The following is a 21,469-nucleotide window of genomic DNA, read 5'->3' on the forward strand; positions in this document are numbered from 1 at the left end:
CCTGCCGCGACTTACCCCAAAGGAACACATGTCCAAGCGCATCGACGTCAAAGACCTGAATGTCTACTACGGCAACTTCCTTGCCGTCCAGGACGTCAATATCAACATTGAACCCCGCTCCGTCACCGCGTTCATCGGCCCGTCCGGCTGCGGCAAGTCCACCTTCCTGCGCACCCTGAACCGGATGCATGAGGTCCTGCCGGGCGCCCGGGTTGAAGGCGAAGTGCTGCTCGACGGCGAAAACCTGTACGGCCCGGGAGTGGATCCCGTGACCGTGCGCAGCCACGTCGGAATGGTTTTCCAGCGGCCCAACCCGTTCCCCACCATGTCCATCCGGGACAACGTGCTGGCAGGCGTGAAGCTGAACAACAAGCGCATTTCCAAGGCGGACGCTGATGATCTGGTGGAACGTTCCCTGACCGGCGCCAACCTGTGGAAAGAGGTCCGCGACCGGCTGGATAAGCCCGGGTCGGGGCTATCGGGTGGCCAGCAGCAGCGCCTGTGCATTGCACGCGCGATTGCCGTCTCACCCGAGGTCATCCTGATGGATGAGCCTTGCTCGGCACTGGACCCCATCTCCACCCTCGCCATCGAGGACCTCATCGAGGAGCTCAAGAGCGATTACACGGTGGTGATCGTGACGCACAATATGCAGCAGGCTGCGCGGGTTTCGGACAAGACGGCGTTCTTCAACATTGCGGGCACCGGCCAGCCCGGCCGGCTGATTGAGTACGCCGACACCCCGGTTATCTTCAGCAACCCGGCAGAGAAGGCCACCGAGGACTACGTCTCCGGCCGCTTCGGATAACCCCTACAGCAGGGGGCTCAGCGCCAGGAACAGAATCCCGCCCAGGACCGCGGTCACCGGTGCAGTGGTCAGCCAGGTGACCAGGATTTCCCGCAGCGGAATGAACCGCACGGTGGCGAACCGCTGGTTGGCTCCGGCGCCCACAATGGCGGAGGCCATGGTCTGGGTGCTGGACAGCGGGATATGCAGCCAGAAGGCGCCCAGGAACAGCATGGAGGAACTCACCGCCTGGGCGCTCATGCCGCGCAGCGGATCCATTCGCACCAGGCGGTGGCCCAGGGTGTGGGTAATCCGCCAGCCGCCGCAGAGTGTGCCGGCCGCCAACGCCAGGGCAGCGGAAACCTGGACCCATGTCGGTATGCCCGCATCGGTGGTTTCACCCGCCGCCAGCAGGGCGAGCACCACCACGGCCATGGTCCGCTGACCGTCCTGGATCCCGTGGCCCAGGGAGAAGACGGAGGTGAAGACGGACTGCGCAATCCGGTTCCCGGCGTCACCGCGGCGGGGCGAGCTGTACCGCATCAGCCACGTGGCGGGGAAAACCAGCAGGTAGGCCAGGGCGAAGGCGATCACCGGGGACAGCAGCAGAGGCAGCGCAAGCTGTTCCCAGATCACGCGGGAAGATCCGGCAATGTTCTGCCCGCCCACCAGGGTTGAGGCCGCCCCTGAGCCCACCACTCCGCCCACGAGCGCGTGGGTGGAGGAGGAAGGCATTCGCCGCCACCAGGTCCAGATACCCCAGCCGCAGGCGGCCGTAAGCCCCGCGATCAGGATGCCCAGCCCCTGCGGGCCCTCGGGCAGTTCCACAAAACGGACCGTCAGGGCCACGGCCAGGGCGGTACTGACCAGCGCCCCCAGGAAGTTGAAGGCGGACGCCAGGGCGATGGCCACCGTGGGGGTCAGGGCGCGGGTGCGCACTGACGTCGCCACGGAATTGGAGGCATCATGAAAGCCGTTGAGGAAGGCGTAGGCGCCGGCCAGCAGTACAACGGCGCACAGGAGGAAGAACGCCACCCTAGGATTCCCGCACGAGGACGCCGCCTACGAACGTGGCAGCACGGCGAAGCTGGGTGGCGGTGCCGGAAAGACGGTCGGCGAGGTCCCGGTGCCGGGCATAGGGCATGGGTTTATGCTCACGCATCAGTTCCGCAACCCAGATCCGGCGGGTGCGTTCGGCCCGCCGGGCAAGCCGCAGCATCTCGATCCAGTACTCTTCCAGGTCCTCGAGCGAAGCCAGCCTGCGCATGGCTGAGGCCGTCAGCTCCGCCTGCCGGCCGATCACTTCCAACTGTTCGGAGGCGCGGCCGGAAACCCCGGTGAGTTTATAGAGGGAGACCGTCTCGGCTGATGCGTCCAGGCATTCCATGGCCGACATCAGAATCAGGGAAAGCTCGTAGAGGTCTTCCCGGGGGAGGGGGTTGATGAAGCTGGTCCGCATCTGGGTGAGCAAAGCGAAGTGCAGGTCCGTGGTCTCAGCATCGATCTGGTGCAGCTGCTCGGTGAGGCGGTCGAAGTCTTCCGGATCAGCGCCCAGGATTTCGGCCATTATGCCCGTGCCGCGCAGCAGCTGGGAGGCCATGCGCGAAAGCAGCTCCAGGCCCGCGTTTTCCTGCGGGAAAAGTCGAAGTTTCACGCCGGACGCAATTCGTCCGCGGAAGGAGGATCCTGCACGAAGGTTCTCACTGCCTCAGAATATCCGATGGGAGGCCGTGGATCGGGCTAAAGGTGCGGCACAGCCGCGCTGATACCCGATGAGGAAATGTAACGGTGCCGGACCGGGAGCGCCTCTCGGCGGAAGGCCGCTCGAAGCGGCTCAGAGTTGAAGCCCGGGGGTTCCGCAGTCCGACACCAATTTCAGTTTTCTACGCCTGCCCGGCGATGTCAACACGGGCCCTGGTGCAGCCGCAGAGGTGTGACGAGCGCCATGGCAAGGGGCTCCTGCAGCCGGCTCAGTCCAGTTCGCCCCGCCGCCAGGCAGCGGCTGAGTGCTCCAGATCCTCTGCGGTGCGCACCAGCTGCCGGGCATTACGGGTGAGCATGGTGGCGCGGTTGCCGTTGGAGGCCTCGGAGGAGTCGGCGTGGTTCGTCTGCCCCAGGGCAACCACCCGGCAGAAGGCAGCGAAACGCTCCAGTGCGACGTCGAATTCGCCTTCGAAGGCGCCGGAGAGGATGGTGTCTGCCATGGCCCGCACCTCGTCTGCGCCGAGAGGTTCGGCGACGCCGGCAACCACCTTGGATACCTGGGCAACGTCTTTGCCGGCGGAGTAGAACGCAGCCACCCGTTCCGGGTTCTGCTGGATGGCGGCCCGCAGGGCGTAGAGCCGCCAGAGCGCGCCGGGCAGCGAACGGGCCGGACTTTCGGCCCACATCTCGGCGACGGCTTCGACGCCCTGCTGGTCTGCGAGTTCAACCAATCGGCGGGTGACTTCCGGATCGGTGCTCTCGCGGCCGTGGTGGACCAGTGCCTGGGCGGCCAGATGGGCGGCCTCGGAGACGCGGGCCGGATCGGCTCCGCCGGGGAAGTTGGCGAAGTCCACGGGTGCAAGGGGCTTTGGCTTGTGATGGCGCGGCATTGAATTGGACTCACTCATAATTTGAGAATACTCCCGCCAATCCGCAGAATCGAGGCGTCTTCCGGTGCACCCGGCGGCCGGGCTGCGGGACTGTTTCCGACGTCCGCCGGGCCCGGGTCCAGCAACGGCAATCCATCCGGTGCCAGGTTTTCCGCGATCTGTGCCGTGTGCGATAAAGTGGGACAGTCGGTCCGCGGCATTCGCCTCCGGACCGGTGGGAGCGCCTATAGCTCAGTTGGTAGAGCAACGTCCTTTTAAGTCGTGGGTCGCAGGTTCGAGCCCTGCTGGGCGCACTCCCGATACGAAAAAGAACGGCCCGTGTAAACGGGCCGTTCTTTTTTATGCTCCCGTTTATAGGCTCTCGCGCGGCAACGGGGAGCCCGGGTACGTCCGGTCTCAGTCTTCCGCCGGTGCAGCTTCCCGGGCCGGTGCAGCGGCGTCCTCTGCAGCCTGCCGGGCCGGTTTGGGCACGGGCCGGCGGCGGGTGGTGTCGAACTTCATCAGTTTGTGCGTACCGTCGCAGTACGGCTTGATGGCTGACCCGCCGCAGCGGCACAGGGCCACGGTTTCGCGGTCCCGCGGCAGTGGAACGCCGTCGGGAGTGACAATTTCAAAGTCGCCCCGGACCAGCAGCGGTCCGTTCGGATAGGCAACTATGGACGCCGGGGCGGCAGGTCCCTTGGAAGCGGGGAGGTCCTGAGGTGCGGGAAGGTCCTGGTCCCCGCGGACCGGCTCCCGGGGTTCAGCAGCGGTCACGGGGTCACACCGCCGGCCATGGCCGCCATGGCCGCCGCGGCCAGCGCGGCGGAGGCGGCGGTGTCCGGAGCATTGTCCTGCGTGCCCTGCAGCGGCCGCAGCAGAGCTGATTCCCCGGCCTTCCACGCAGTGAGCTGCTCCTCACCCAGCAGGGCATCGATGGCCAGGACGCTGGCGGCACCGAAGATGATGTCACCCAGCAGTTCGGGTTCCGCTTCGGCGAGTCCGCCCGCCAGGTCCCGGGCGGCTATCTGCTCGTGGACGGCGTCGGCCTCCACATGCTCGTCAAAGTAGTAGGTGACGTTGTCGTCGAATCCGTGCCGGCGGAAACCGCGGGCATAAAACGAGTTGGGAATCGAGGAAGTCATTTCAAACGCCGCGAGGTGTCCGGCGATGGCGCCGCGCAGCCGCCGGTTCAGGCCAAAGAGGGACATGGCATTGGAGGAAGCCAGCGTGAGCGCGGGCACCTCGTCAATGTAGTAGCCGTACCCGGCGTTGAGCCCAAGGCCCTCCATGGTGGTGGCGAAAAGCTTCGAATGCATCCGTTCGGGGCGGCCGCCGCCGTACTCGTCGGCCTGGATTTCAATTAGCGCGGCCTTTGCCCGGCCGGCCGGCAGGCGGGGGATGACCCAGCTGTGCGGGTCCGCTTCCTTGAGCTGGTAGATGGAGCGCAGGATCAGGAACTCCCTCAGCTGCTCCACGCTTGCCTTGCCGGCAACGTAGCGGGACACGTCGGGTCCGCTGTCCTCTGCGGCAAGGCTGAAGAGCGTAGCCGCCACGTCCTCGCTCCTGGGAGCCGGGAGCACGGGAACCGGCACAATATCCCGCAGTACTGCTTCAAACGCGGCTTCCAGCCGGGACCGGATGGCGATCAGCTGCGGATCCCACTCAGCCGCATCCTCCACGCCCTCCAGTCCGCTGTAGTGCAGTTCGTACAGGCAGAAGAGGGTCAGCTGCAGGTCCTCGTCGCGCAGGAGGTCCGTGCCGGCGGCCAGTGACTCCTCAACGGCAGCAACCAGGGACGGATACCCCTCGTTCCGGGTGGTACTGGTGAGCAGGTCGAGCAGGGTGGCGCTGACGCGCCCTCGGGGGGCGGGAATCTTCATTGCTTTCCTTACGTCTCCGGCACTTTTGGCGCGGGTGGTGGTCCTTGGACATGGAAAAGAATCCAGCTGTCAGCATACTTGGTATCCCGGTTCCGGCGCTTCGGGACGGACGGGTCCGCCATTGACCTTTGCCTCCGGGTTAGGTGCAATGGAGGCAGGAAACGCAAGGAAAGGAGCCGACATGCCCGAGGCTGGCCCGACCCTCGTCCTGCCGCTGCTGCTGCTCGCCGGTGTGCTGGCAGCCGGCGCTGCCGGTCTGGACCGGGCGCTGCGCAAACGGGACGGTGAGAGCCTGTTCTGGACCGGCTTTATTGCCTTTCTTGGCGTTCTCCTGACTGCTGCCTGGGGTGTCAGCACCGGGCCCGGCGGCACCGCAGCCATCGGTATGCTGCTGGTGGCCGGCAGTACCGCGGCCGCCGCGTGGCTGGCCGGCCGGCACCGGGCACGCGTCCGCCGCCTGGAAAGGAAACAGCGGCAGGCCGCCCTGGCTGCGGTCTCCGGCCGGCACCGCGAGATCCTGACCCGCTGGAGCGCCTATGAACTCGATCCATGGCTCGCGGCCGAGCATCCGCAGCTGCAGGATGTCCGCTCGCCGGAAACCCGGGACTTCATCCGGGCGCTGAAGGAAGCTGAACGCCTGCGCCCGGAGGTTGCTGCCGGGGCGGATGCGGATGATTCCGCCGCCTATGCCGAAGCGGTTGACCGCCTGGAGGAGTCACTGAGCCGGGCCGAACAGGCCGCCCGCGGCGGAAGGGCAGCCTGAGGGCGCCCGTGCGTGTGCTGCCGGGGTAAACCCCGGGGTAAACCACGGCGCGGCAGGGCAGCCCTGTGCGGGGTGGACCGAGGCGTGATTGCATGGCAGTCTCGGCCTATGACATCCAAAGACATCAGTGTCTCGCGCAATGACGGGCTGGACCGGTACGAACTGCGGCTGGACGGGGAGCTTGTTGGTGTTGCCGACTATGAAAGGCAACCCGACGCCGTCGCCCTCACCCATACGGAAATGGAGCCCGCCTACCGGCACCAGGGGTACTCCTCGAAGCTGGCCAGATATGCCGTGGAGGACATTGTCAGCGAAGGGAAACGGGTAAAGCCGTACTGCTCCTACATGGCCACCTACCTCGGCAAGCACCCGGAGTACAGCCACCACGTATCCTGGCCGCAGGAGTGACAGGGGCTCCGCTGCCGCCGGCCTCCCGGTTCCACGGGCTGCCCCGTCCTTAAGTGGAGCTGGCTTCCCGCTCTGCATATGGGGGGAACGCAGAAGGGGAAGCCAGTTCGAACAGTATAATTCGATCTATCCGGGGAAATCCAATCGAGGGGGCGAAAAATGGCTGTGCCTGCCAAGTCTTTCCAGAGTTGGCGGGCGGCGATCGCACCGGGTGAATCCAACGCCGACCTCTGCCGCCGGACGGGGATTAAAAGGTCCACGCTGGCCCAGCAGATTGTCCGGGGGAAAGTCGCTGAGATCACGGTGGTCCGCGTGGCCAGGGCCTATGGGCGAAACCCGGTTGAAGCGCTCTCGGATTTTGAGGAGTACTCGGACCTTTTGAGCGGTCCGTGGCGGCCGACAACCGCTGAACTGGTCAGCCAGGTTTCCTATGTCTGCATTCTGAAGATGATCCTGGCCCGGGCTACCCAGGGTGGCGTGGAAAGCGCATCCGGCGGGGAAATCGCTGAGTTCGGTCACCGTAATGCCATCCGGTCCTGGTTTGAAGCGGTGGATCCGGGGGACCTGCGCCAGCAGCTCAGCGCAAAGACGGGGGTAGCTCCCCAGAACATCTCCGCACAGCTGTCGGCCGGGCGGCTGGCACCGGAACTGGCGGTGGAAGCCGCACGTCTGGCGGACGTCTCGCTTCCGGGCGGGCTGGTAGCCATCGGTTTAGTCACCCCGGGTGAAGCGGGCTGGCCCGAAGGCGGGCAGGAAAGTGCCCTTGCCTCGCTCAGCGACTCCGAGCTTGTCCTGCTTGCCCGGGATCGCTTGGATGCATTGGGGAAAGCGATGAGGAAACTCGAACACGACGATGAAAACGAACTAACGCTTCTGGAGCACTTGGGATGAGTCTCGCTACCACCGTCCACCTCTCGGCTCTCGCCGTTTCGGGCCTGATTACCCTGACCCGACTTCCGCAGGCCATCAAGGGCCGGAATCCGCTGCTTTTCTGGGCGCTGCTTATGCTGACGGTGGCAATTGCCCTGGCCAATTCCGCCATCTATCTTGCGGTGGACAATGTGCTGGGTGGCATCAACATTGCCAACCTCATAATCCGTTTCGCAATGTACGGATTCGTCCTTATTCTCGGACTCAAGGCTTCTGTGGCTTTCCGCTCCCCCCTCGCAGGAAAGTGCATTGGCGGGTCTATTGGCCTTGCCGTGCTGGGGGTCCTTGCCGTGCTGATGGTTGTGCTTTTCGTCCTCGCCGACATGCCTTCGTCCTCACCGGGCCTGCGGGACTACGCCCAGCAATTGCCGGTCATCCTTTACACAGCGCTGGGCCGCGCCTATCCCGCCTACGTGTCCGCCTGTTTGATAGGCCCGGCCTTTGCGACGGCGGCTCACCGGCGCCGTCCTGCCCTTATCCGCACAGCCTCCGCCCTGATCGCTCTGGGCCTGAGCGGTGCGGTTCTCTACGCGCTCCAGGACCACACACCGTGGGATGTGAGTCCGTGGGACCATCTGGTGCCTTATTCCGCACTGATTTCCTGCACCTTGGGGCTGGCGCTGCTCGGCGGCCGGCGGATGGCCTTGAATCGGGAGGAAAAGCAAACCCGCCTGACGCAAACCTATGTCAGATGACAATTAGGTAACCTTGTTCACATTTTCATGCGCATGTGCCAGAATAATGAATATGTAACATCCGCTGCCTGTGGGGGGTCAGCGTGAGGTTGCAACGAAGCCAGCGGCATTGCCGCTGGCTTCGTTATTTAAACCGGGTACTGGATGCCGCCTATTGTGCATCCAAATCGGTTTCCAGAATTTGCACCAGTGCGTCAAGCGCCTCTTCTGCGCCCGTATCGTCCGAGCGGAGCACCACCACGTCGCCGTGCGAGGCGCCCAGACTCATCAGCGAAAGCATGCTGGATGCATCCATCGCTTCCTCCGCCGGCGCACCGTCCATCGCTATGGTCACATCGACGGGCTGGGCCGCCGCAGCTTCAGCGAAAATCGAAGCCGGCCGGGCATGGAGCCCTACTCTGCTGGCCACCGTGGCTTTGCGTTCTGCCATTTTGTTGTTCCTTCCGTGGTTGCTTCCGAACTCAGGCCCTTACAGGCCAAGCTGCTCAAGGATCGGCAGCCGGCTGCGCACTATGGTGCGTGCCTCGGCTGCCGTGTGGGCTGCAAGGGCCCGTGCGGCAAGCTCCTGTGCCTGCTCCAGGGAGACCGATGCCAGGACCGCCCCGACACTGGAGAGCGCCCGCGGTGTCATTGAAAGCGTGTTTACTCCGATGCCGGTGAGGACGACGGCGAGGGCAGGGTCAGCGGCCGCCTCACCGCACACCCCCACGGTTTTGGATTGGGCGGCCGCCGTGGCGGACCCCGTCTCTGCGGGGAGCGCCGCGGTTGCCCGGGCGGCGCCGGCCACGGTTGCCGAAATCAGCTGCAGGACAGCCGGCTGCCACGGATCATTCAGGGTCGCCAGGGATCCGAGCTGACGGTCCGCCGCCATGGTGTATTGCGTCAGGTCGTTGGTGCCCAGGGATGCGAAGCGAACCCGGGACAGCACTGCCTCGGCCATGATCGCTGCGGCGGGGACTTCGATCATGACTCCCGGCATCCCGAGCCCTGCGGCGGTACACAGGACGGCAAAATCCGCAGCCTCCTCCGCCGTGGACACCATGGGTGCCATGACCCATACATCGGCTTCGTGCGCACCGGAAGCCACTGCGATAGCTTCCAGTTGCCGGGCGAGGACGCCGGGACTGGTGCGGTCGGTCCGGAATCCCCGCACACCCAGCGCAGGGTTGGGTTCGGAGGCATCCGTCAGGAAGGGGAGGGGCTTGTCAGCGCCGGCGTCCAGGGTTCGGATAACCACCTTCCGCCCCGGGAAGGCCTCGAACACGGCGCCATAGGCGGCTACCTGTTCCTCCAGACTGGGCTCGGAGTCGCGTCCCAGGAAACAGAATTCAGTGCGGAGCAGCCCGATTCCCTCCGCACCTGCCTCCGCAGCCGCGCGGGCGTCCTTGCCGGACCCCACATTGGCCAGCAACGGAACGCGGTGCCCGTCGGAAGTGGATCCCGTGCCGTTGAAGACCGGCAACGCGGACCGGGACGCATACTTCTGCGCCGCTTCCCGTTCGGCGACACCCGGTTCAACCACCACCGTTCCTGAAGCACCGTCCAGGTACAGCTCGGCCCCGTCCCCAACGTCGTTGGCTCCCGGTGCGCCGACGACGGCGGGCAGGCCCAGCGACCGCGCCAGGATGGCCGTGTGGGACTGCGGGCCACCCTCGCTGGTCACGAGTCCGATGACCTTGGCCGGGTCAAGGGTGGCCGTGTCAGCCGGCGCCAGCTCCACGGCGGTCAGGATGAACGGCACGTCGGAGGCGGGGATTCCCGGTGCCGGCAGCCCGTTGAGTTCCGCCACAATCCGGGCACGGACATCCAGTACGTCCTGGGTCCGTTCAGCCATGTACCCTCCGAGGCTCTGCAGCATGGCGGCCACTTCCATGCCGGCCTCCCAGATGGCCCGGTCCGGTGCCATACCCGCATTGATGTGCTTCCCGGCCGCCTTCAGCAGCATCGGGTCCGTGGCCATCATCGCCGTGGCATCCAGGACAGCCCTGGCATCTCCGGAGGCAGTTTCAGCCCGGTGTTTGAGGTCCGCCCGGACGGTCTCCGCTGCGTCCTTCAAACGCGCCTTTTCACCGTCCACCGTGCTGTCGGCACTGAACTTTGCGTCGGCATCGGGCTCGGGTACCGGAGGCGGCATCCTGCGGGAAGGGCCGAGGACCCGTCCGGCACTTACTCCGATTCCCTTGATGGTCCGCATCATTAAAGCCTTCCTGTTTCCGACAGTGTCTTATGCAATGGCTGGTTCCTCTGCATTCTTCCGGGGGCCTACGAACCGTTTCAGGGCCACGTAGACAAACCCGGTGACGGCCGTGCCGGCCAGGATGGCCACAACGAACATCAGGATGTTGCCAATGGCGAAGAACACGAATATCCCGCCGTGGGGTGCCTGTGAGGTTACTCCGGTTGCCATGCAGATGGCACCGGCCACGGCACCTCCGAGCATTGTGGAGGGGATAACCCGGAAGAAATCGGCGGCCGCAAAGGGAATGGCGCCTTCGGAAATAAACGCCGCTCCGAGCAGCCAGGCGGCCTTGCCGTTCTCCCGCAGGGCCATGCTGAACTGGTTTTTGGCCAGGACGGTGGAGGCAAGGGCCATACCCAGTGGCGGCACCATGCCCGCAGCCATGACAGCTGCCATGATCTCCCACGGGACCTGGTTCTCGAAGCTGCCTTCACCCAGTCCGGCCACCGCGAAGGCATAGGCAACCTTATTGATGGGACCACCCAGGTCCGAGCCCATCATCAGACCCAGAATGATGCCCAGTCCGATGGCTGCGACGCCGGTCAGGCTGGTCAGCCAGTTGTTCAGCGCCAGGGTCAGTGCGGCTATCGGCCCGCCGAGGACCAGGATCATCAGGCCGGAGGCTATCAGCGAGGCCAGCAGGGGAATGATGACCACCGGCATCAGCCCCCGCAGCCACGAGGGAACGGTCCAATTGCCGATCCACCGGGCCATGTAACCGGCCAGCAGGCCGCCCACAATGCCGCCAATAAAGCCGGCGTCCATAAACAGGGCCACTGATCCGGCAGTAAAGCCCGGGGCAATGCCCGGCCGGTCCGCCAGGGCATAGGCTATGTAGCCGGCCAGCGACGGGACCAGGAACGCCAGGGACAGGTTGCCGATCTTCCAGAACACCGCACCGAGGTAGGCGATGAAGCCCTCCGGCGGCGGATTCAGAATCGAGGTGCCGTCCAGCATCCGGTCACCGTTGGCAACCTCGTCCACCTGCAGGGAGAGCTCGTAGCCGCCCAGCAGGAAGCCCAGCGCGATCAGCAGGCCGCCGCCGGCCACAAACGGAATCATGTAACTGACGCCGGTCAGCAGTGCCCGCTTCAGTTGTCCGCCGAAGCTCTCCCCGCCTGACGCCGCCCCTTCGCGCTCGTCTCCGCCGCCGCCCCCGCCGGAGACCCGGCGGGCATTGGGGTTGTTGATGGATTCGATTGCTTCATCGATCATCACGCCCGGCTCGTCGATGCCGCGTTTTACCGGACCACTGATAACCGGTTTTCCGGCAAAGCGCCCCCGGTCCCGCACATCAACATCGGTGGCAAATATCACGGCGTCGGCATTGCGGATGATCTCCGGATCCAGCGGTGTGGATTTTGCCGACCCCTGGGTTTCGACCTGCAGGTCGATTCCGCGCTCGGCGGCTGCGGCGGCCAGTGAATCCGCGGCCATATATGTGTGGGCAATGCCCGTGGGACAGGCGGTGACGGCCACGAGGTGCGGGGACTTCGAGGTATCCGACGCCGTGGCGCCCGTGCCGCCCTCTGATGCGGGGGCGTCAGCCCCGTGCCCGCCGTTCCCGGTTCCCGCCGCGCCGGCCCCCGCCGCCGTCGCACCCGCGCCGGTCCCGGAGCTGCCTGCGGTTCCGGAACTGCCGGTGGCGGAACTCCCTGCGGCGCCCGTGGAGCCTGCTGCCGTGGCGCCGGTGGCGGCCCCGCCTGCCGCTGCCGGGCCGGCGGCGCCGGAGCTGTCTGTTCCGGCCGGACCCGGACCGAGCCCCAGCGCGCCGTCGACCAGTTCAACAACGTCGCCGGGGGTGGCCGCCGAACGTAGGGACGCGGTGAAATCCTTGCGGATCAGCGACCGGGCCAGCTTGGCCAGCAGCTGCAGGTGTTCCTGGTCGGCGCCTTCCGGAGCAGCAATGAAAAAGACAATATCCGCCGGTCCGTCCTTCGCTCCCCAGTCCACCGGCGGGTCGATTCGTGCCATAGCCAGGGTTGCCTTGGTGACGGCCGCGGAGCGGCAGTGCGGAATGGCGATGCCGCCGGGAACACCGGTGGCTGTTTTTCCTTCGCGGGCCATCGCGTCGGCGTACAAATCGTCGTAACTCTGCGCGCGGCCGGCTGAAACGACGGCGCGGGCCAGGTGGGCAATCACCGAGCCTTTGTCTGCGCCAAGGTTTTGGTCAAGGGTAACCAGCTCCGGGGTGATCAGATCCGACATCAGCGTTCCTCCTTCGAGGGCGAGGCAGTGCTTGTCCCGGAGGCGGCAGGGCCGCCGGGACCGTTCAGGGCGGTGACGGTCACGGCCGCGGGGTCGGTGTCCGCGAGGGCAGGAAGCCGGGTTCCGGGCAGTGAGGCCGCTGCGGCACCGTGCGCCACGGCCTGCCGCAGGCAATCGGACGGGGAAAGTCCTGCGACTTCCGCCAGGAGGTACCCCGCCAATGCTGAGTCACCGGCCCCCACCGTTGACCGGGCCTGGACCGGAGGGCGGGAGGCGAGCCAGCTTCCCTCCGCGGTGACGAGCAGCGCCCCCTTCGCGCCCAGCGTTGCAAGGACGGCCCCGACGCCGCGCTCGAGCAGCATGTGGGCAGCACGGACGGCCAGCAGCGGGTCTTCCTCGAGTGCCGCTTCCGATGAGAACCCGGTGGCTTCGGCGAGTTCCTCGGCATTGGGCTTCACCAGATCCGGTCCCGCACCGTGCAGCAGTGCACCGGTCAGGGGCGGGCCGGAGGAATCCAGGGCAATCCGCGGGGCCTCCGGCCCCAGCCGGTCCCGTACTGCCGAGGCGGTCACTGCGTAGAAGTCCGGTGGCACGCCGGGCGGCAGAGAGCCGGCCAAAACCACCCAGGCAGGGCTGCCACTGCCGTCCTTCACAGCGCAGGCCCCCACCAGCAGGGCAATCAGGGCTTCCTGCTCCACCGGGTTCAGGGGAGGTCCGGGGGCGTTGACCTTGGTGGTGGTTCCGTCCGGTTCCGTGAGGGTGATGTTGCTCCTCAGCGGTGCCTCAATCGGCAGGTTGACGTACTCCACGCCGGTTTTCCGCAGGCCGCCCATGACCGGGTCCGCGTCCGCTCCCGGGAGAACGGCGACCGCCCTTACCCCGGACACCGTCAGGGCACGCGCAACATTGACCCCTTTGCCGCCGGATTCCTCCTCTGAGGCGGAAGCCCGCTGTACGGCGCCCCTTACCAGTGCACCCGGAAGCCCGACGGTCCGGTCCAGGCTGGGATTGGCGGTGAGCGTGATGATCATGAAGGGAATCCATCCTCGCCGGATATCCACGGAACGGCCGGTGGAGCACACCGGACCGTCCGGCAGGGCGGTTTCCGGCGCTTATTCCGGTGGTTATGAGGGCTTCTGATCGGATCCATGCACACCCGCAATCTGTGGCAAATACCACTGTTTATGCGCTGATGCGACTTTACTTTTGGTGCACCGCCCGTGGCAATGGTGGCGGGGCGGGGGTGCCCGTCGGGGGCTGCAAACGCGGGCGCCGGCGCTAGGCTGGCCCGATGGAAAACGTGACATGGTCCGCACCGGCGGACCGGCGCCGGGGGCGGGAGCTGGTTGTCCTGCTGCACGGCTATGGATCCGGGGAAGAGGCCATGGAACCGTTGTTCGCGGCGCTGCCGGAGTCAGCCGTGGGTGCTGCCGTCCGCGGCGGGCTGGAGGTGGGCGGCGGCAGCGGGTGGTTCCTGCTTGACCCGCTGCTTACTTCGGATTCCTCGGAGGTGCTGGAAGCTGCCCTGAAACTCCTTTCCCAGCTTGACCGCCTGCGCAGCGAATATGCCTTCAGCGGGGTGTCGCTGGCAGGTTTCTCGCAGGGAATGGCCATGGCCGGCACCCTGCTCAGGCTGCGGCCCCAGGAGTTCCGCGCCGTCGTCGGCCTGTCCGGTTTCATTGCCCCAAACCCGCTCCTGGCAGCCAGTGAACCGCTGCCGGTGCGGGTGCCTTTTTTCTGGGGGCGGGACCGGCAGGACTGGGTCATCAATGCCGATGCCGTAAACCATACGCAGGACTGGCTGGAGGAAAACACGGCACTGACTGCACGGACGTATCCAGGCATGGGACATTCCATCGGGGCACGGGAAATAGCCGATATCGGTATTTTCCTTCGCCGCTTTGCCGGTTCCGACACGCCGTCGGGAAAATCGCCACGCGCGCGGTAACTAACACAGTTTCCCTTTTTAGGGAATTCCTGTCCGACTACTGACTAAGCATGCTGATCAAGTAGGCTGGAGGAAAGCGCTGCTCACAAGGCGGCGCTGGAAATCACTGTCACTCACACAGCAAGGAGAATCAAATGGGTATCATTGCGTTCCTTATTCTGGGTCTCATCGCAGGTGCAATTGCAAAGCTGATCCTTCCGGGTCGTCAGGGCGGCGGCTGGCTCGCCACTCTGGTCCTCGGTGTTATTGGCGCTCTGCTCGGTAGCTGGCTCGGCAGCCTGGTCATGGGAGACGGCGGCGAGCTCTTCAGCCTGACGTCGCTCTGGACCTGGGTCCTGGCCATCGTAGGCTCGATCATCGTTCTGCTGATCTACGGCTTCGTTACCCGCAAGAGCGGCAGCCGCGCCTAAGTAGTGCGTGAACGCCGCTGACGCGGCGTGCTGATTTGGAGGGCGGGGCCCGGCTGGAATATTCCACCGGATCCCGCCCTTTAGCTTTAAACAGACGAAAGATCCACGCCGGCACCGGATTTCCCCAAGGAGAGTTCTAGTGAAGCGACGCAAGTTCAATCCCGCAGCCAAACTGGCCGGCCGGGCCGCCTTCGGGCCGGACGGACAGCCCAAACCGCACGTGGTCCGGGGTATCGAACGCGCGATCGAAGTGCAGCGGCCCCTGGTGCTCGCCAATATCCGCCGGCTGCAGCGCAGGCATCCCTCAGCCGATGCCGCGGAGCTGATTAGCATCCTGGACCGGCACTACCTCAATACGGTGATGGGTGGTGGCGCAGCAGTTGGTGCCACCGCGGTTATACCGGCCGTAGGAACTGCCGCCGCCCTGGGCCTCTCGGCCGCGGCAACGGTCGGGTTCCTCGAGGCCACCGCACTGTATGCCCAGTCAGTGGCTGAGCTGCACGGCGTGCGGCTGGCGGACCCGGAACGTTCCCGCACGATGGTGATGGCCATCATGCTGGGCGAGGAGGGCACTTCCATGATGCAGTCGCTTGCCGGGCGGGGCAGTGCCTCCACCTGGGGCAGCACCATCGGCAACATGCCCTCGGGTGTGCTCGGCTCCGTAGGCGCAGGCATCCGGAAGCAGTTCCTCAAGCGGGTGATGGCGCGCCAGGGTACTGCGCTGCTGGGACGTGCCCTGCCGCTTGGTGTGGGCGCCGTCGTCGGCGGCGTAGGCAACCGTGCCATGGGCAAGGGCGTTATCCGCGCCACCCGTGCAGCCTTCGGCGAACCGCCCGCAACCATTCCCGGGCAGCTCGCCGGCGAGCTGGACCGCCTGGACAAGCCCGCCTAGCCAACCGGACGGTTGGCTCCGCCGGCGGAGCGAGGCGGCTAGCCGAAAACGGCGGAGGCGACCGTGAAAATGGCCAGACCGGCCAGGGAACCCACCACGGTGCCGTTGATCCGGATGAACTGCAGGTCCTTGCCGACCTGCAGTTCAATCTTCTCCGAGGTTTCCTGCGCATCCCAGCGTTCCACCGTTTCGGTGATCACACCGGCGATGTCGCTGCGGTAGGTGCGGACCAGATAGCCGGCAGCGTCCGCAACGTAACCGTTCACCTTCGCCGCAAGCTCCGGATCATTGACCAGGCGCGTACCGAAGTCCTGCACAGCAGAGGTAAAGTTCCGGGTCAGTTCGCTCTCCGGGTCCTCCGCAGCAGTCATCAGTGCGTTCTTGATGGTGGTCCACGTCTGCGTCATCAGTTCGCGGACCCGGGGATCGTCGAGGACCTGCTCCTTCACGGCGTCGGCCTTGGCCATGGTTTTGGGGTCTTCCTGCAGGTCCCTGGCCACCCCGGTGAGGTAGTTATCCAGCGCCACACGGAGCTGGTGGTTCGGATTCTCCTGGACATCGAGCAGGAACCGCTCGGCCTGGACCTGCACCCGTTCGCCCACCAGGTCATCCAGGAACGAGGGGACCCACGACGGCGAACGTTCGGCTACCAGCCGGCTGATCACTTCGGGGTTCGCCAGCACCCAGTCGGCAAGGCTGTCCACGATCAGGTTCACCAGCTGGTGGTGGTGGCCCTCTTCAAAGACCCGCTGGGCCATCCGCCCGGCCGGCGGGCCCCACTGGGGATCCACCACATGCCGGCGGAACATCGATTCGAGGACGTCGCGGACGGCGTCGTCATCCAGTACGCGCAGTGCACCGCGGATGGCGGCTGCGCCTTCGGTAGCCACCCGTTCGGCGCCCTCGGGCCGGGCCAGCCAGGTGCCTGCCTTCCGGGCCACCTGCATGGAGTCAAGTTTGGTCCGGATGATCTCCTCGGACAGGAAGTTCTGTTCCACGAACTGGCCCAGGGAGGCGCCGATCTGGTCCTTCTTTTCCGGGATGATGGCCGTATGCGGGATCTTGATGCCCATCGGATGCTTGAACAGCGCGGTCACGGCGAACCAGTCAGCAAGGGCGCCCACCATGCCGCCTTCGGCAGCGGCCCGGACGTACGCCAGCCACGGATACCGCTCCTGCAGGGCGAAGGCAAAAAGGAAAATCACCGCCAGGGCAATCAGCAACCCTGTCGCCAGCATTTTCATGCGGCGCAGGGCGAGGGCGCGCTCCTCGTCGGTGGGGGCTGCGACGGCGCTCACGCGCGGGCCTCCTTCACGGACAGTGCCATTGTTGACGCGAGTTTCAATACCACTCCCTAATCCAGTGAGGGGTCCGCGGCCGGCAGCTGAACACCGGAACGGCCCTGACCCAATCTAATCAGTGATTGGCTCGGGTGCGCTACGAGCACGGGATCCGGCCGGAGCGGTGTGGTTGAGTAGTGCCATGGCATCCCCGGTAGAGTTTTCTGCGGCGTTCCCCCTCCCGGATACCGTCACGGCGGCCACCGTGCCGCCCCAGCTGCCCTGCCCCATCGAGGACTACGCGCTTGTCTCCGATTTGCACACCGGCGCACTGATCTCGCGTACCGGCAGCATGGACTGGCTGTGCCTGCCCCGGTTCGATTCGCCGTCCGTTTTCGGTGCGCTGCTGGGTACCAGCGAACACGGCCGCTGGCTGCTTGCCCCCAGCGATCCGGCGGCCACCGTGACGCACCGCGGCTACCTCGAGTCCACCTTCGTGCTGCGCACGCACTGGCAGGCACCCGGCGGGGCGGTGCGGGTTACCGACTACATGCCGGTGGGGGACCGGCGGGCTTCACTGGTACGCCGAATCGAAGGCATCAGCGGCACGGTTGCCATGCGGCAGGAGCTGAAAATCCGTTTCGGCTACGGAACCGTGATGCCCTGGGTCTTCCGCGGTACAGACAGCGGCGGGGAACATCTCTCAGCCATCGCCGGTCCCGGTGCATTGGTGCTGCGGAGCAAGCACCTGCCCGTGGCCAGCAACCACAGCCACATCGGAGAATTCGAGGTCTCCGCGGGCGAGTGCCTGGACCTGGAACTGACCTGGTACCCCTCGCACCGGCCGGTTCCGCCGCCGCAGGACCTGGACGCGGCGTTGAAGCGCACATCGGCTTACTGGCAGGAGTGGGGGCACCGGCGTCTGGAATCCAGCGGCTACGAGCAGGCGGTCCGCCGCTCACTGCTGGTGCTGCGGGCCCTGACGCATGAGGACACCGGCGGCATTGTTGCAGCCCCCACCACCTCACTGCCTGAAGAAGCAGGCGGCGAACGCAACTGGGACTACCGCTACTGCTGGCTCCGCGATGCCGCCCTGACCCTGGTGGCCATGATGACGCACGGTTATCAGGAAGAGGCGCTGCAGTGGCGCAGCTGGCTGCTGCGCGCAGTGGCGGGAGATCCCGAGGACCTGCAGATTCTCTATGCGGTGGACGGCGGCCGGGAATTGCCCGAACAGGTCCTTCCGCAGTTCCCCGGCTACGGGGGTGCGGCGCCGGTGCGGCTGGGCAATGGTGCCGTGGGACAGTACCAGGCGGACGTGGTGGGCCACGTTATGGTGGCGCTGGCCCGGCTGCGGGACCGGGGGGTGCCCGAGGACCACTTCTCCTGGCCCCTGCAGCGCGCGCTGCTGAACTACCTCGAAAAACATTTGGAGGAACCGGACCATGGGATCTGGGAGATGCGGGGGGAGCCCCGGCACTTCACGCACTCGCGGGTGATGATGTGGGCGGCGTTTGACCGGGCAGCGGATGCGGCCAGGGAACACGGGCTCGAGGGCCCGGTGGAAGTGTGGGAGGGGCTGCGGGACGGACTGCGGCGCGAAATCCTGGAACGCGGCTTCGACCGGGAGCTGAACTCCTTCACCCAGTACTACGGCGGCACCGGGGTGGATGCCTCCCTGCTGCAGCTGCCGCAGGTAGGTTTCATCGGCTACAACGACGAGCGGATGCTGGGCACGGTGGCGCAGTTGGAGAAGCAGCTGCGCCACCCCTCGGGCCTGCTGCTGCGCTATGCCACCGAAACCGGTGAGGACGGGCTGCCCGCCGGGGAGAACCCGTTCCTGGCCTGCAGCTTCTGGCTGGTGGAGCAGTACGCGTACACCGGGCGGCTGCCGGAAGCCCGCCGGCTGATGGACCAGCTGGTGGGATACTCCAATGAACTGGGACTGCTCAGCGAAGAATATGATGCATCCAACGGACATATGGCAGGGAACTTCCCGCAGGCGTTTTCGCACCTGGCCCTGGTCCGGGCCGCGGACGCGCTGGCCGGCGCTGAGGCGCGGCCGCCGTCCGGGTAACCGGAAGCATTCACCGACCAAAGGAAACCGATGAACCGCAAGAGCCTCTCGGCTGTGGCGATGGCTGCCCTGCTGACTACCAGCGCCGTAAACCACTTCCGTAACCCCCGTTTCTACAATGCCGTGGTGCCCCGGAGCATCAGCACCGACACCGACGGCAAATACGGTGTGATGACCCGGCGGCAGTGGACCCATGTCAGCGGTGTCCTGGAGTTCGCGGCGGCGGCCGCCCTGCTGCTGCCGGCAACCCGGCGCACGGCGGCCACCGGTACGGCTGCCATGTATGTTGCTTTTATCGCCGGCCATATCAGTGCCCTGCAGCGGTCCTTCGGACCGCGCGGCGGGGATCGGGAGAAGCTGATTCACAGCCTGCGCCTGCCGTTGCAGCTTCCGCTGATCCTCTGGGCCTGGAGCCTGCGGAAGTAAATGTCCACTAAGCTCCTGCTCCTCGCTGACACGCATCTGCCCAAGCGGGCCAAGGCCCTTCCGGAGGAAGTCTGGTCAGAAATAGACGCCGCGGACATTGTGGTCCATGCCGGTGACTGGGTAAGCGAGGAGCTGCTCGACCAGTTGGCGGAACGCTCACGGAAGCTGGTGGCCTGCTACGGCAACAACGACGGCGCCGGCCTGCGCGCCCGCCTGCCCCTGGTGGGGCGGGCCCTGGTTGAGGAGGTGCGGCTGGCCGTCGTGCATGAAACCGGGCCGGCGCCCGGGCGGGAAGAACGCATGGATAAGCAGTTTCCGGACACCGACCTGCTGGTTTTTGGACACAGCCACATCCCCTGGGATTCAGTCACGCCGGCCGGTATGCGCCTGCTGAATCCCGGCTCGCCCACGGACCGCCGCCGGCAGCCGTTCTGCACCTACCTGCGACTGGAAATCAGCGGAAGCGCCCTCACGCCCGAGCTGCGGCGGCTTCCGCTGCGGGAGGTCCGGCGGCGCTAGCCGGCTAGGCAGAGAGCGGCACGCACCCTCCGGCTCCGGCCACGGGCGGGGACAACAAAAAACGCCGGGCCTGCCCCGTGGGGGCAGGCCCGGCGTTTTGGCCGTGCATGCGAAGCAGCAGCTAAGCGGCCGGCATTCAGTCGCGGACGCCCGGCTGGAAGACCACCTTGATGCAGCCGTCTTCCTTCTTCTGGAACTTTTCGTAGAGCTCGGGGGCATCTTCCAGGGACGCCTGGTGGGTGACCAGGTTGGTGACGCCCAGTGGATCCGCGGAATCCTCCACCAGCGGCATCAGGTCATCGGTCCAGCGCTTGACGTTGCACTGGCCCATCCGCAGGTTCAGCTGCTTGTCGAACATGTTCATCAGCGGCATGGGGCTGGCCGTGCCGCCGTACACACCGCTGAGGGAGACGGTGCCGCCGCGGCGGACCGCGTCAAGGGCTCCGTGCAGGGCGGAGAGACGGTCCGTTCCCGCGGTTTCCATGGCCTTCTGCGCAAGCTTGTCCGGCAGCAGGCCGACGGCGGTCTGGGCGGCCTTGCCGGCCGGGGAGCCGTGGGCTTCCATGCCGACGGCGTCCACTACGGAGTCCGGGCCGCGGCCGTCGGTCAGGCTGCGCAGCTCATCGGCGACTTCCTTGTGCAGGTCCAGGGTCTCCACGCCGTACTGGGAGGCGAGCTTCCGCCGTTCCTCGACCGGATCCACGCCGATGACGCGGTAGCCCAGATGCGTGCCGATGCGGGCCGCGAACTGGCCCACCGGACCCAGGCCGTAAACGGCCAGGGTGCCACCGTCGGGCACGTTGGCGTACTGGACGCCCTGCCAGGCGGTGGGCAGGATGTCGGAGAGGAAGAGGTAGCGCTGGTCCGGGAGTTCGGAGCCCACCTTGATGGGGTTGTAGTCGGCCAGCGGCACCCGCAGGAACTCGGCCTGTCCGCCGGGAACGGAGCCGTACAGCTCGGAGAAGCCGAAGAGCGCGGCGCCCATTCCCTTCTCGCGGACCTGGGTGACCTCACACTGGGTCTGCAGGCCCTGGCGGCACATGTAGCAGTCGCCGCAGGCAATCTGGAAGGGGATGACCACACGGTCACCCTTCTTCAGGTTGGTGACGGCGGAGCCAACCTCTTCCACGATGCCCATGGTCTCGTGGCCGAGAATGTCGCCCGGCTTCATGTAGGGCATCAGCACCCCGTAGAGGTGGAGGTCCGAACCGCAGACTGCGGTGGAGGTGACGCGGATGATGGCGTCAGTCGGTTCCTGAATCACCGGATCCGGAACCTGCTCGACGCTGACGGAGTTTTTTCCCTGCCAAGTAACTGCTTTCACGTGCGATCCTCCTGCTGGTTGCATGCTGAGTACGTTGAAAGAACTAAGGCCCATTCTGCCAATTGATAAGCGTACTGACAAAACGGCTGCGTTTCGGAACTACTCAA

At 65.9% G+C, this 21,469-nt stretch carries 22 protein-coding genes and 1 tRNA gene; 12 read left to right on the forward strand and 11 right to left on the reverse strand.

Features of this window, described 5'->3' with window-relative positions:
• Window positions 1-28: 28 nt before the first annotated feature.
• A complete protein-coding gene (pstB, locus tag MUK71_RS00595; protein ID WP_227903225.1) occupies window positions 29-808 on the forward strand; it encodes a phosphate ABC transporter ATP-binding protein PstB in 780 nt (259 codons plus the stop codon).
• Window positions 809-811: 3 nt separating this feature from the next.
• On the opposite strand, the gene MUK71_RS00600 is transcribed toward pstB, so the two are convergent.
• The 3 genes from MUK71_RS00600 to MUK71_RS00610 all read right to left on the reverse strand — a co-directional run bounded on the left by MUK71_RS00600 (window position 812) and on the right by MUK71_RS00610 (window position 3,399).
• A complete protein-coding gene (locus MUK71_RS00600; protein WP_227903226.1) occupies window positions 812-1,822 on the reverse strand; it encodes an inorganic phosphate transporter in 1,011 nt (336 codons plus the stop codon).
• Window position 1,823: 1 nt separating this feature from the next.
• On the reverse strand, window positions 1,824-2,441 hold the full coding sequence (locus tag MUK71_RS00605; RefSeq protein ID WP_227929681.1) for a DUF47 domain-containing protein: 618 nt from the start codon (window positions 2,439-2,441) through the stop codon (window positions 1,824-1,826).
• A 316-nt stretch (window positions 2,442-2,757) separates the two neighbouring features.
• Window positions 2,758-3,399: a hypothetical protein gene (locus MUK71_RS00610; protein WP_227903228.1), complete on the reverse strand. Its 642-nt coding sequence runs from the start codon at window positions 3,397-3,399 to the stop codon at window positions 2,758-2,760.
• Between the two features lie 202 nt (window positions 3,400-3,601).
• Between MUK71_RS00610 and MUK71_RS00615 the strand changes: the two genes are divergently transcribed.
• Window positions 3,602-3,674, forward strand: a tRNA-Lys gene (locus MUK71_RS00615).
• Window positions 3,675-3,777: 103 nt separating this feature from the next.
• Here MUK71_RS00615 and MUK71_RS00620 read toward each other — a convergent pair.
• Window positions 3,778-4,137, reverse strand: a complete 360-nt coding sequence (locus MUK71_RS00620; RefSeq protein ID WP_423724637.1) for a CDGSH iron-sulfur domain-containing protein — start codon at window positions 4,135-4,137, stop codon at window positions 3,778-3,780.
• Entirely contained in the window at window positions 4,134-5,243 is a 1,110-nt protein-coding gene (locus MUK71_RS00625) for an iron-containing redox enzyme family protein (RefSeq protein WP_227929682.1), read from the reverse strand. Before MUK71_RS00625 ends, MUK71_RS00620 begins: the two co-directional genes overlap by 4 nt.
• A gap of 181 nt (window positions 5,244-5,424) precedes the next feature.
• Between MUK71_RS00625 and MUK71_RS00630 the strand changes: the two genes are divergently transcribed.
• The 4 genes from MUK71_RS00630 (at window position 5,425) to MUK71_RS00645 (ending at window position 8,039) form a co-directional block, all read left to right on the forward strand.
• Complete coding sequence (locus MUK71_RS00630; protein WP_227929683.1) at window positions 5,425-6,006, forward strand: hypothetical protein; 582 nt, start codon at window positions 5,425-5,427, stop codon at window positions 6,004-6,006.
• A gap of 108 nt (window positions 6,007-6,114) precedes the next feature.
• Window positions 6,115-6,414 (forward strand): GNAT family N-acetyltransferase, encoded by a 300-nt coding sequence (locus MUK71_RS00635; protein WP_231710200.1) that lies wholly within the window; start codon window positions 6,115-6,117, stop codon window positions 6,412-6,414.
• A 159-nt stretch (window positions 6,415-6,573) separates the two neighbouring features.
• On the forward strand, window positions 6,574-7,305 hold the full coding sequence (locus MUK71_RS00640) for a hypothetical protein (RefSeq protein WP_227903232.1): 732 nt from the start codon (window positions 6,574-6,576) through the stop codon (window positions 7,303-7,305).
• The gene (locus MUK71_RS00645; protein WP_227903233.1) at window positions 7,302-8,039 is read left to right on the forward strand and encodes a hypothetical protein; all 738 of its coding nucleotides are present in this window, start codon (window positions 7,302-7,304) and stop codon (window positions 8,037-8,039) included. The genes MUK71_RS00640 and MUK71_RS00645 overlap by 4 nt, the downstream gene beginning before the upstream one ends.
• 151 nt (window positions 8,040-8,190) lie before the next feature.
• On the opposite strand, the gene MUK71_RS00650 is transcribed toward MUK71_RS00645, so the two are convergent.
• Genes MUK71_RS00650 through MUK71_RS00665 form a run of 4 tightly spaced genes read right to left on the reverse strand, consistent with a single transcriptional unit; the run spans window position 8,191 to window position 13,517 of the window.
• The gene (locus MUK71_RS00650) at window positions 8,191-8,469 is read right to left on the reverse strand and encodes an HPr family phosphocarrier protein (protein WP_227903234.1); all 279 of its coding nucleotides are present in this window, start codon (window positions 8,467-8,469) and stop codon (window positions 8,191-8,193) included.
• A gap of 39 nt (window positions 8,470-8,508) precedes the next feature.
• Window positions 8,509-10,233, reverse strand: a complete 1,725-nt coding sequence (gene ptsP / locus MUK71_RS00655; protein WP_227929696.1) for a phosphoenolpyruvate--protein phosphotransferase — start codon at window positions 10,231-10,233, stop codon at window positions 8,509-8,511.
• Window positions 10,234-10,263: 30 nt separating this feature from the next.
• A complete protein-coding gene (locus tag MUK71_RS00660) occupies window positions 10,264-12,486 on the reverse strand; it encodes a PTS fructose transporter subunit IIABC (protein ID WP_227929684.1) in 2,223 nt (740 codons plus the stop codon).
• A complete protein-coding gene (locus MUK71_RS00665; protein ID WP_227903236.1) occupies window positions 12,486-13,517 on the reverse strand; it encodes a 1-phosphofructokinase family hexose kinase in 1,032 nt (343 codons plus the stop codon). The genes MUK71_RS00660 and MUK71_RS00665 overlap by 1 nt, the downstream gene beginning before the upstream one ends.
• 260 nt (window positions 13,518-13,777) lie before the next feature.
• Here MUK71_RS00665 and MUK71_RS00670 point away from each other — a divergent pair, with 260 nt between their 5' ends.
• The 3 genes from MUK71_RS00670 (at window position 13,778) to MUK71_RS00680 (ending at window position 15,736) form a co-directional block, all read left to right on the forward strand.
• Complete coding sequence (locus tag MUK71_RS00670; protein ID WP_227929685.1) at window positions 13,778-14,434, forward strand: alpha/beta hydrolase; 657 nt, start codon at window positions 13,778-13,780, stop codon at window positions 14,432-14,434.
• A gap of 134 nt (window positions 14,435-14,568) precedes the next feature.
• Window positions 14,569-14,844, forward strand: coding sequence for a GlsB/YeaQ/YmgE family stress response membrane protein (locus tag MUK71_RS00675; RefSeq protein WP_227903238.1), 276 nt, complete (start codon window positions 14,569-14,571; stop codon window positions 14,842-14,844).
• A 139-nt stretch (window positions 14,845-14,983) separates the two neighbouring features.
• Window positions 14,984-15,736 (forward strand): hypothetical protein, encoded by a 753-nt coding sequence (locus MUK71_RS00680; protein ID WP_227903239.1) that lies wholly within the window; start codon window positions 14,984-14,986, stop codon window positions 15,734-15,736.
• 38 nt (window positions 15,737-15,774) lie between these two features.
• Here the strand turns inward: MUK71_RS00680 and MUK71_RS00685 are convergent, their stop codons facing one another.
• The gene (locus MUK71_RS00685; protein WP_423723745.1) at window positions 15,775-17,034 is read right to left on the reverse strand and encodes a DUF445 domain-containing protein; all 1,260 of its coding nucleotides are present in this window, start codon (window positions 17,032-17,034) and stop codon (window positions 15,775-15,777) included.
• Between the two features lie 259 nt (window positions 17,035-17,293).
• Here MUK71_RS00685 and MUK71_RS00690 point away from each other — a divergent pair, with 259 nt between their 5' ends.
• The 3 genes from MUK71_RS00690 to MUK71_RS00700 are packed head-to-tail and all read left to right on the forward strand — an operon-like array spanning window position 17,294 to window position 20,038.
• The gene (locus MUK71_RS00690) at window positions 17,294-19,093 is read left to right on the forward strand and encodes a glycoside hydrolase family 15 protein (RefSeq protein ID WP_227929697.1); all 1,800 of its coding nucleotides are present in this window, start codon (window positions 17,294-17,296) and stop codon (window positions 19,091-19,093) included.
• A gap of 30 nt (window positions 19,094-19,123) precedes the next feature.
• Window positions 19,124-19,519 (forward strand): DoxX family protein, encoded by a 396-nt coding sequence (locus MUK71_RS00695; RefSeq protein WP_227903240.1) that lies wholly within the window; start codon window positions 19,124-19,126, stop codon window positions 19,517-19,519.
• Window positions 19,520-20,038: a metallophosphoesterase family protein gene (locus MUK71_RS00700; RefSeq protein ID WP_227929686.1), complete on the forward strand. Its 519-nt coding sequence runs from the start codon at window positions 19,520-19,522 to the stop codon at window positions 20,036-20,038. It begins immediately after the preceding gene.
• Between the two features lie 136 nt (window positions 20,039-20,174).
• Here the strand turns inward: MUK71_RS00700 and MUK71_RS00705 are convergent, their stop codons facing one another.
• Complete coding sequence (locus MUK71_RS00705) at window positions 20,175-21,362, reverse strand: zinc-dependent alcohol dehydrogenase (protein ID WP_227903242.1); 1,188 nt, start codon at window positions 21,360-21,362, stop codon at window positions 20,175-20,177.
• Window positions 21,363-21,469 lie beyond the last annotated feature (107 nt).

This window comes from Arthrobacter zhangbolii, from assembly GCF_022869865.1.
In the GTDB taxonomy this organism is placed as follows: Bacteria; Actinomycetota; Actinomycetes; order Actinomycetales; family Micrococcaceae; genus Arthrobacter_B; species Arthrobacter_B zhangbolii.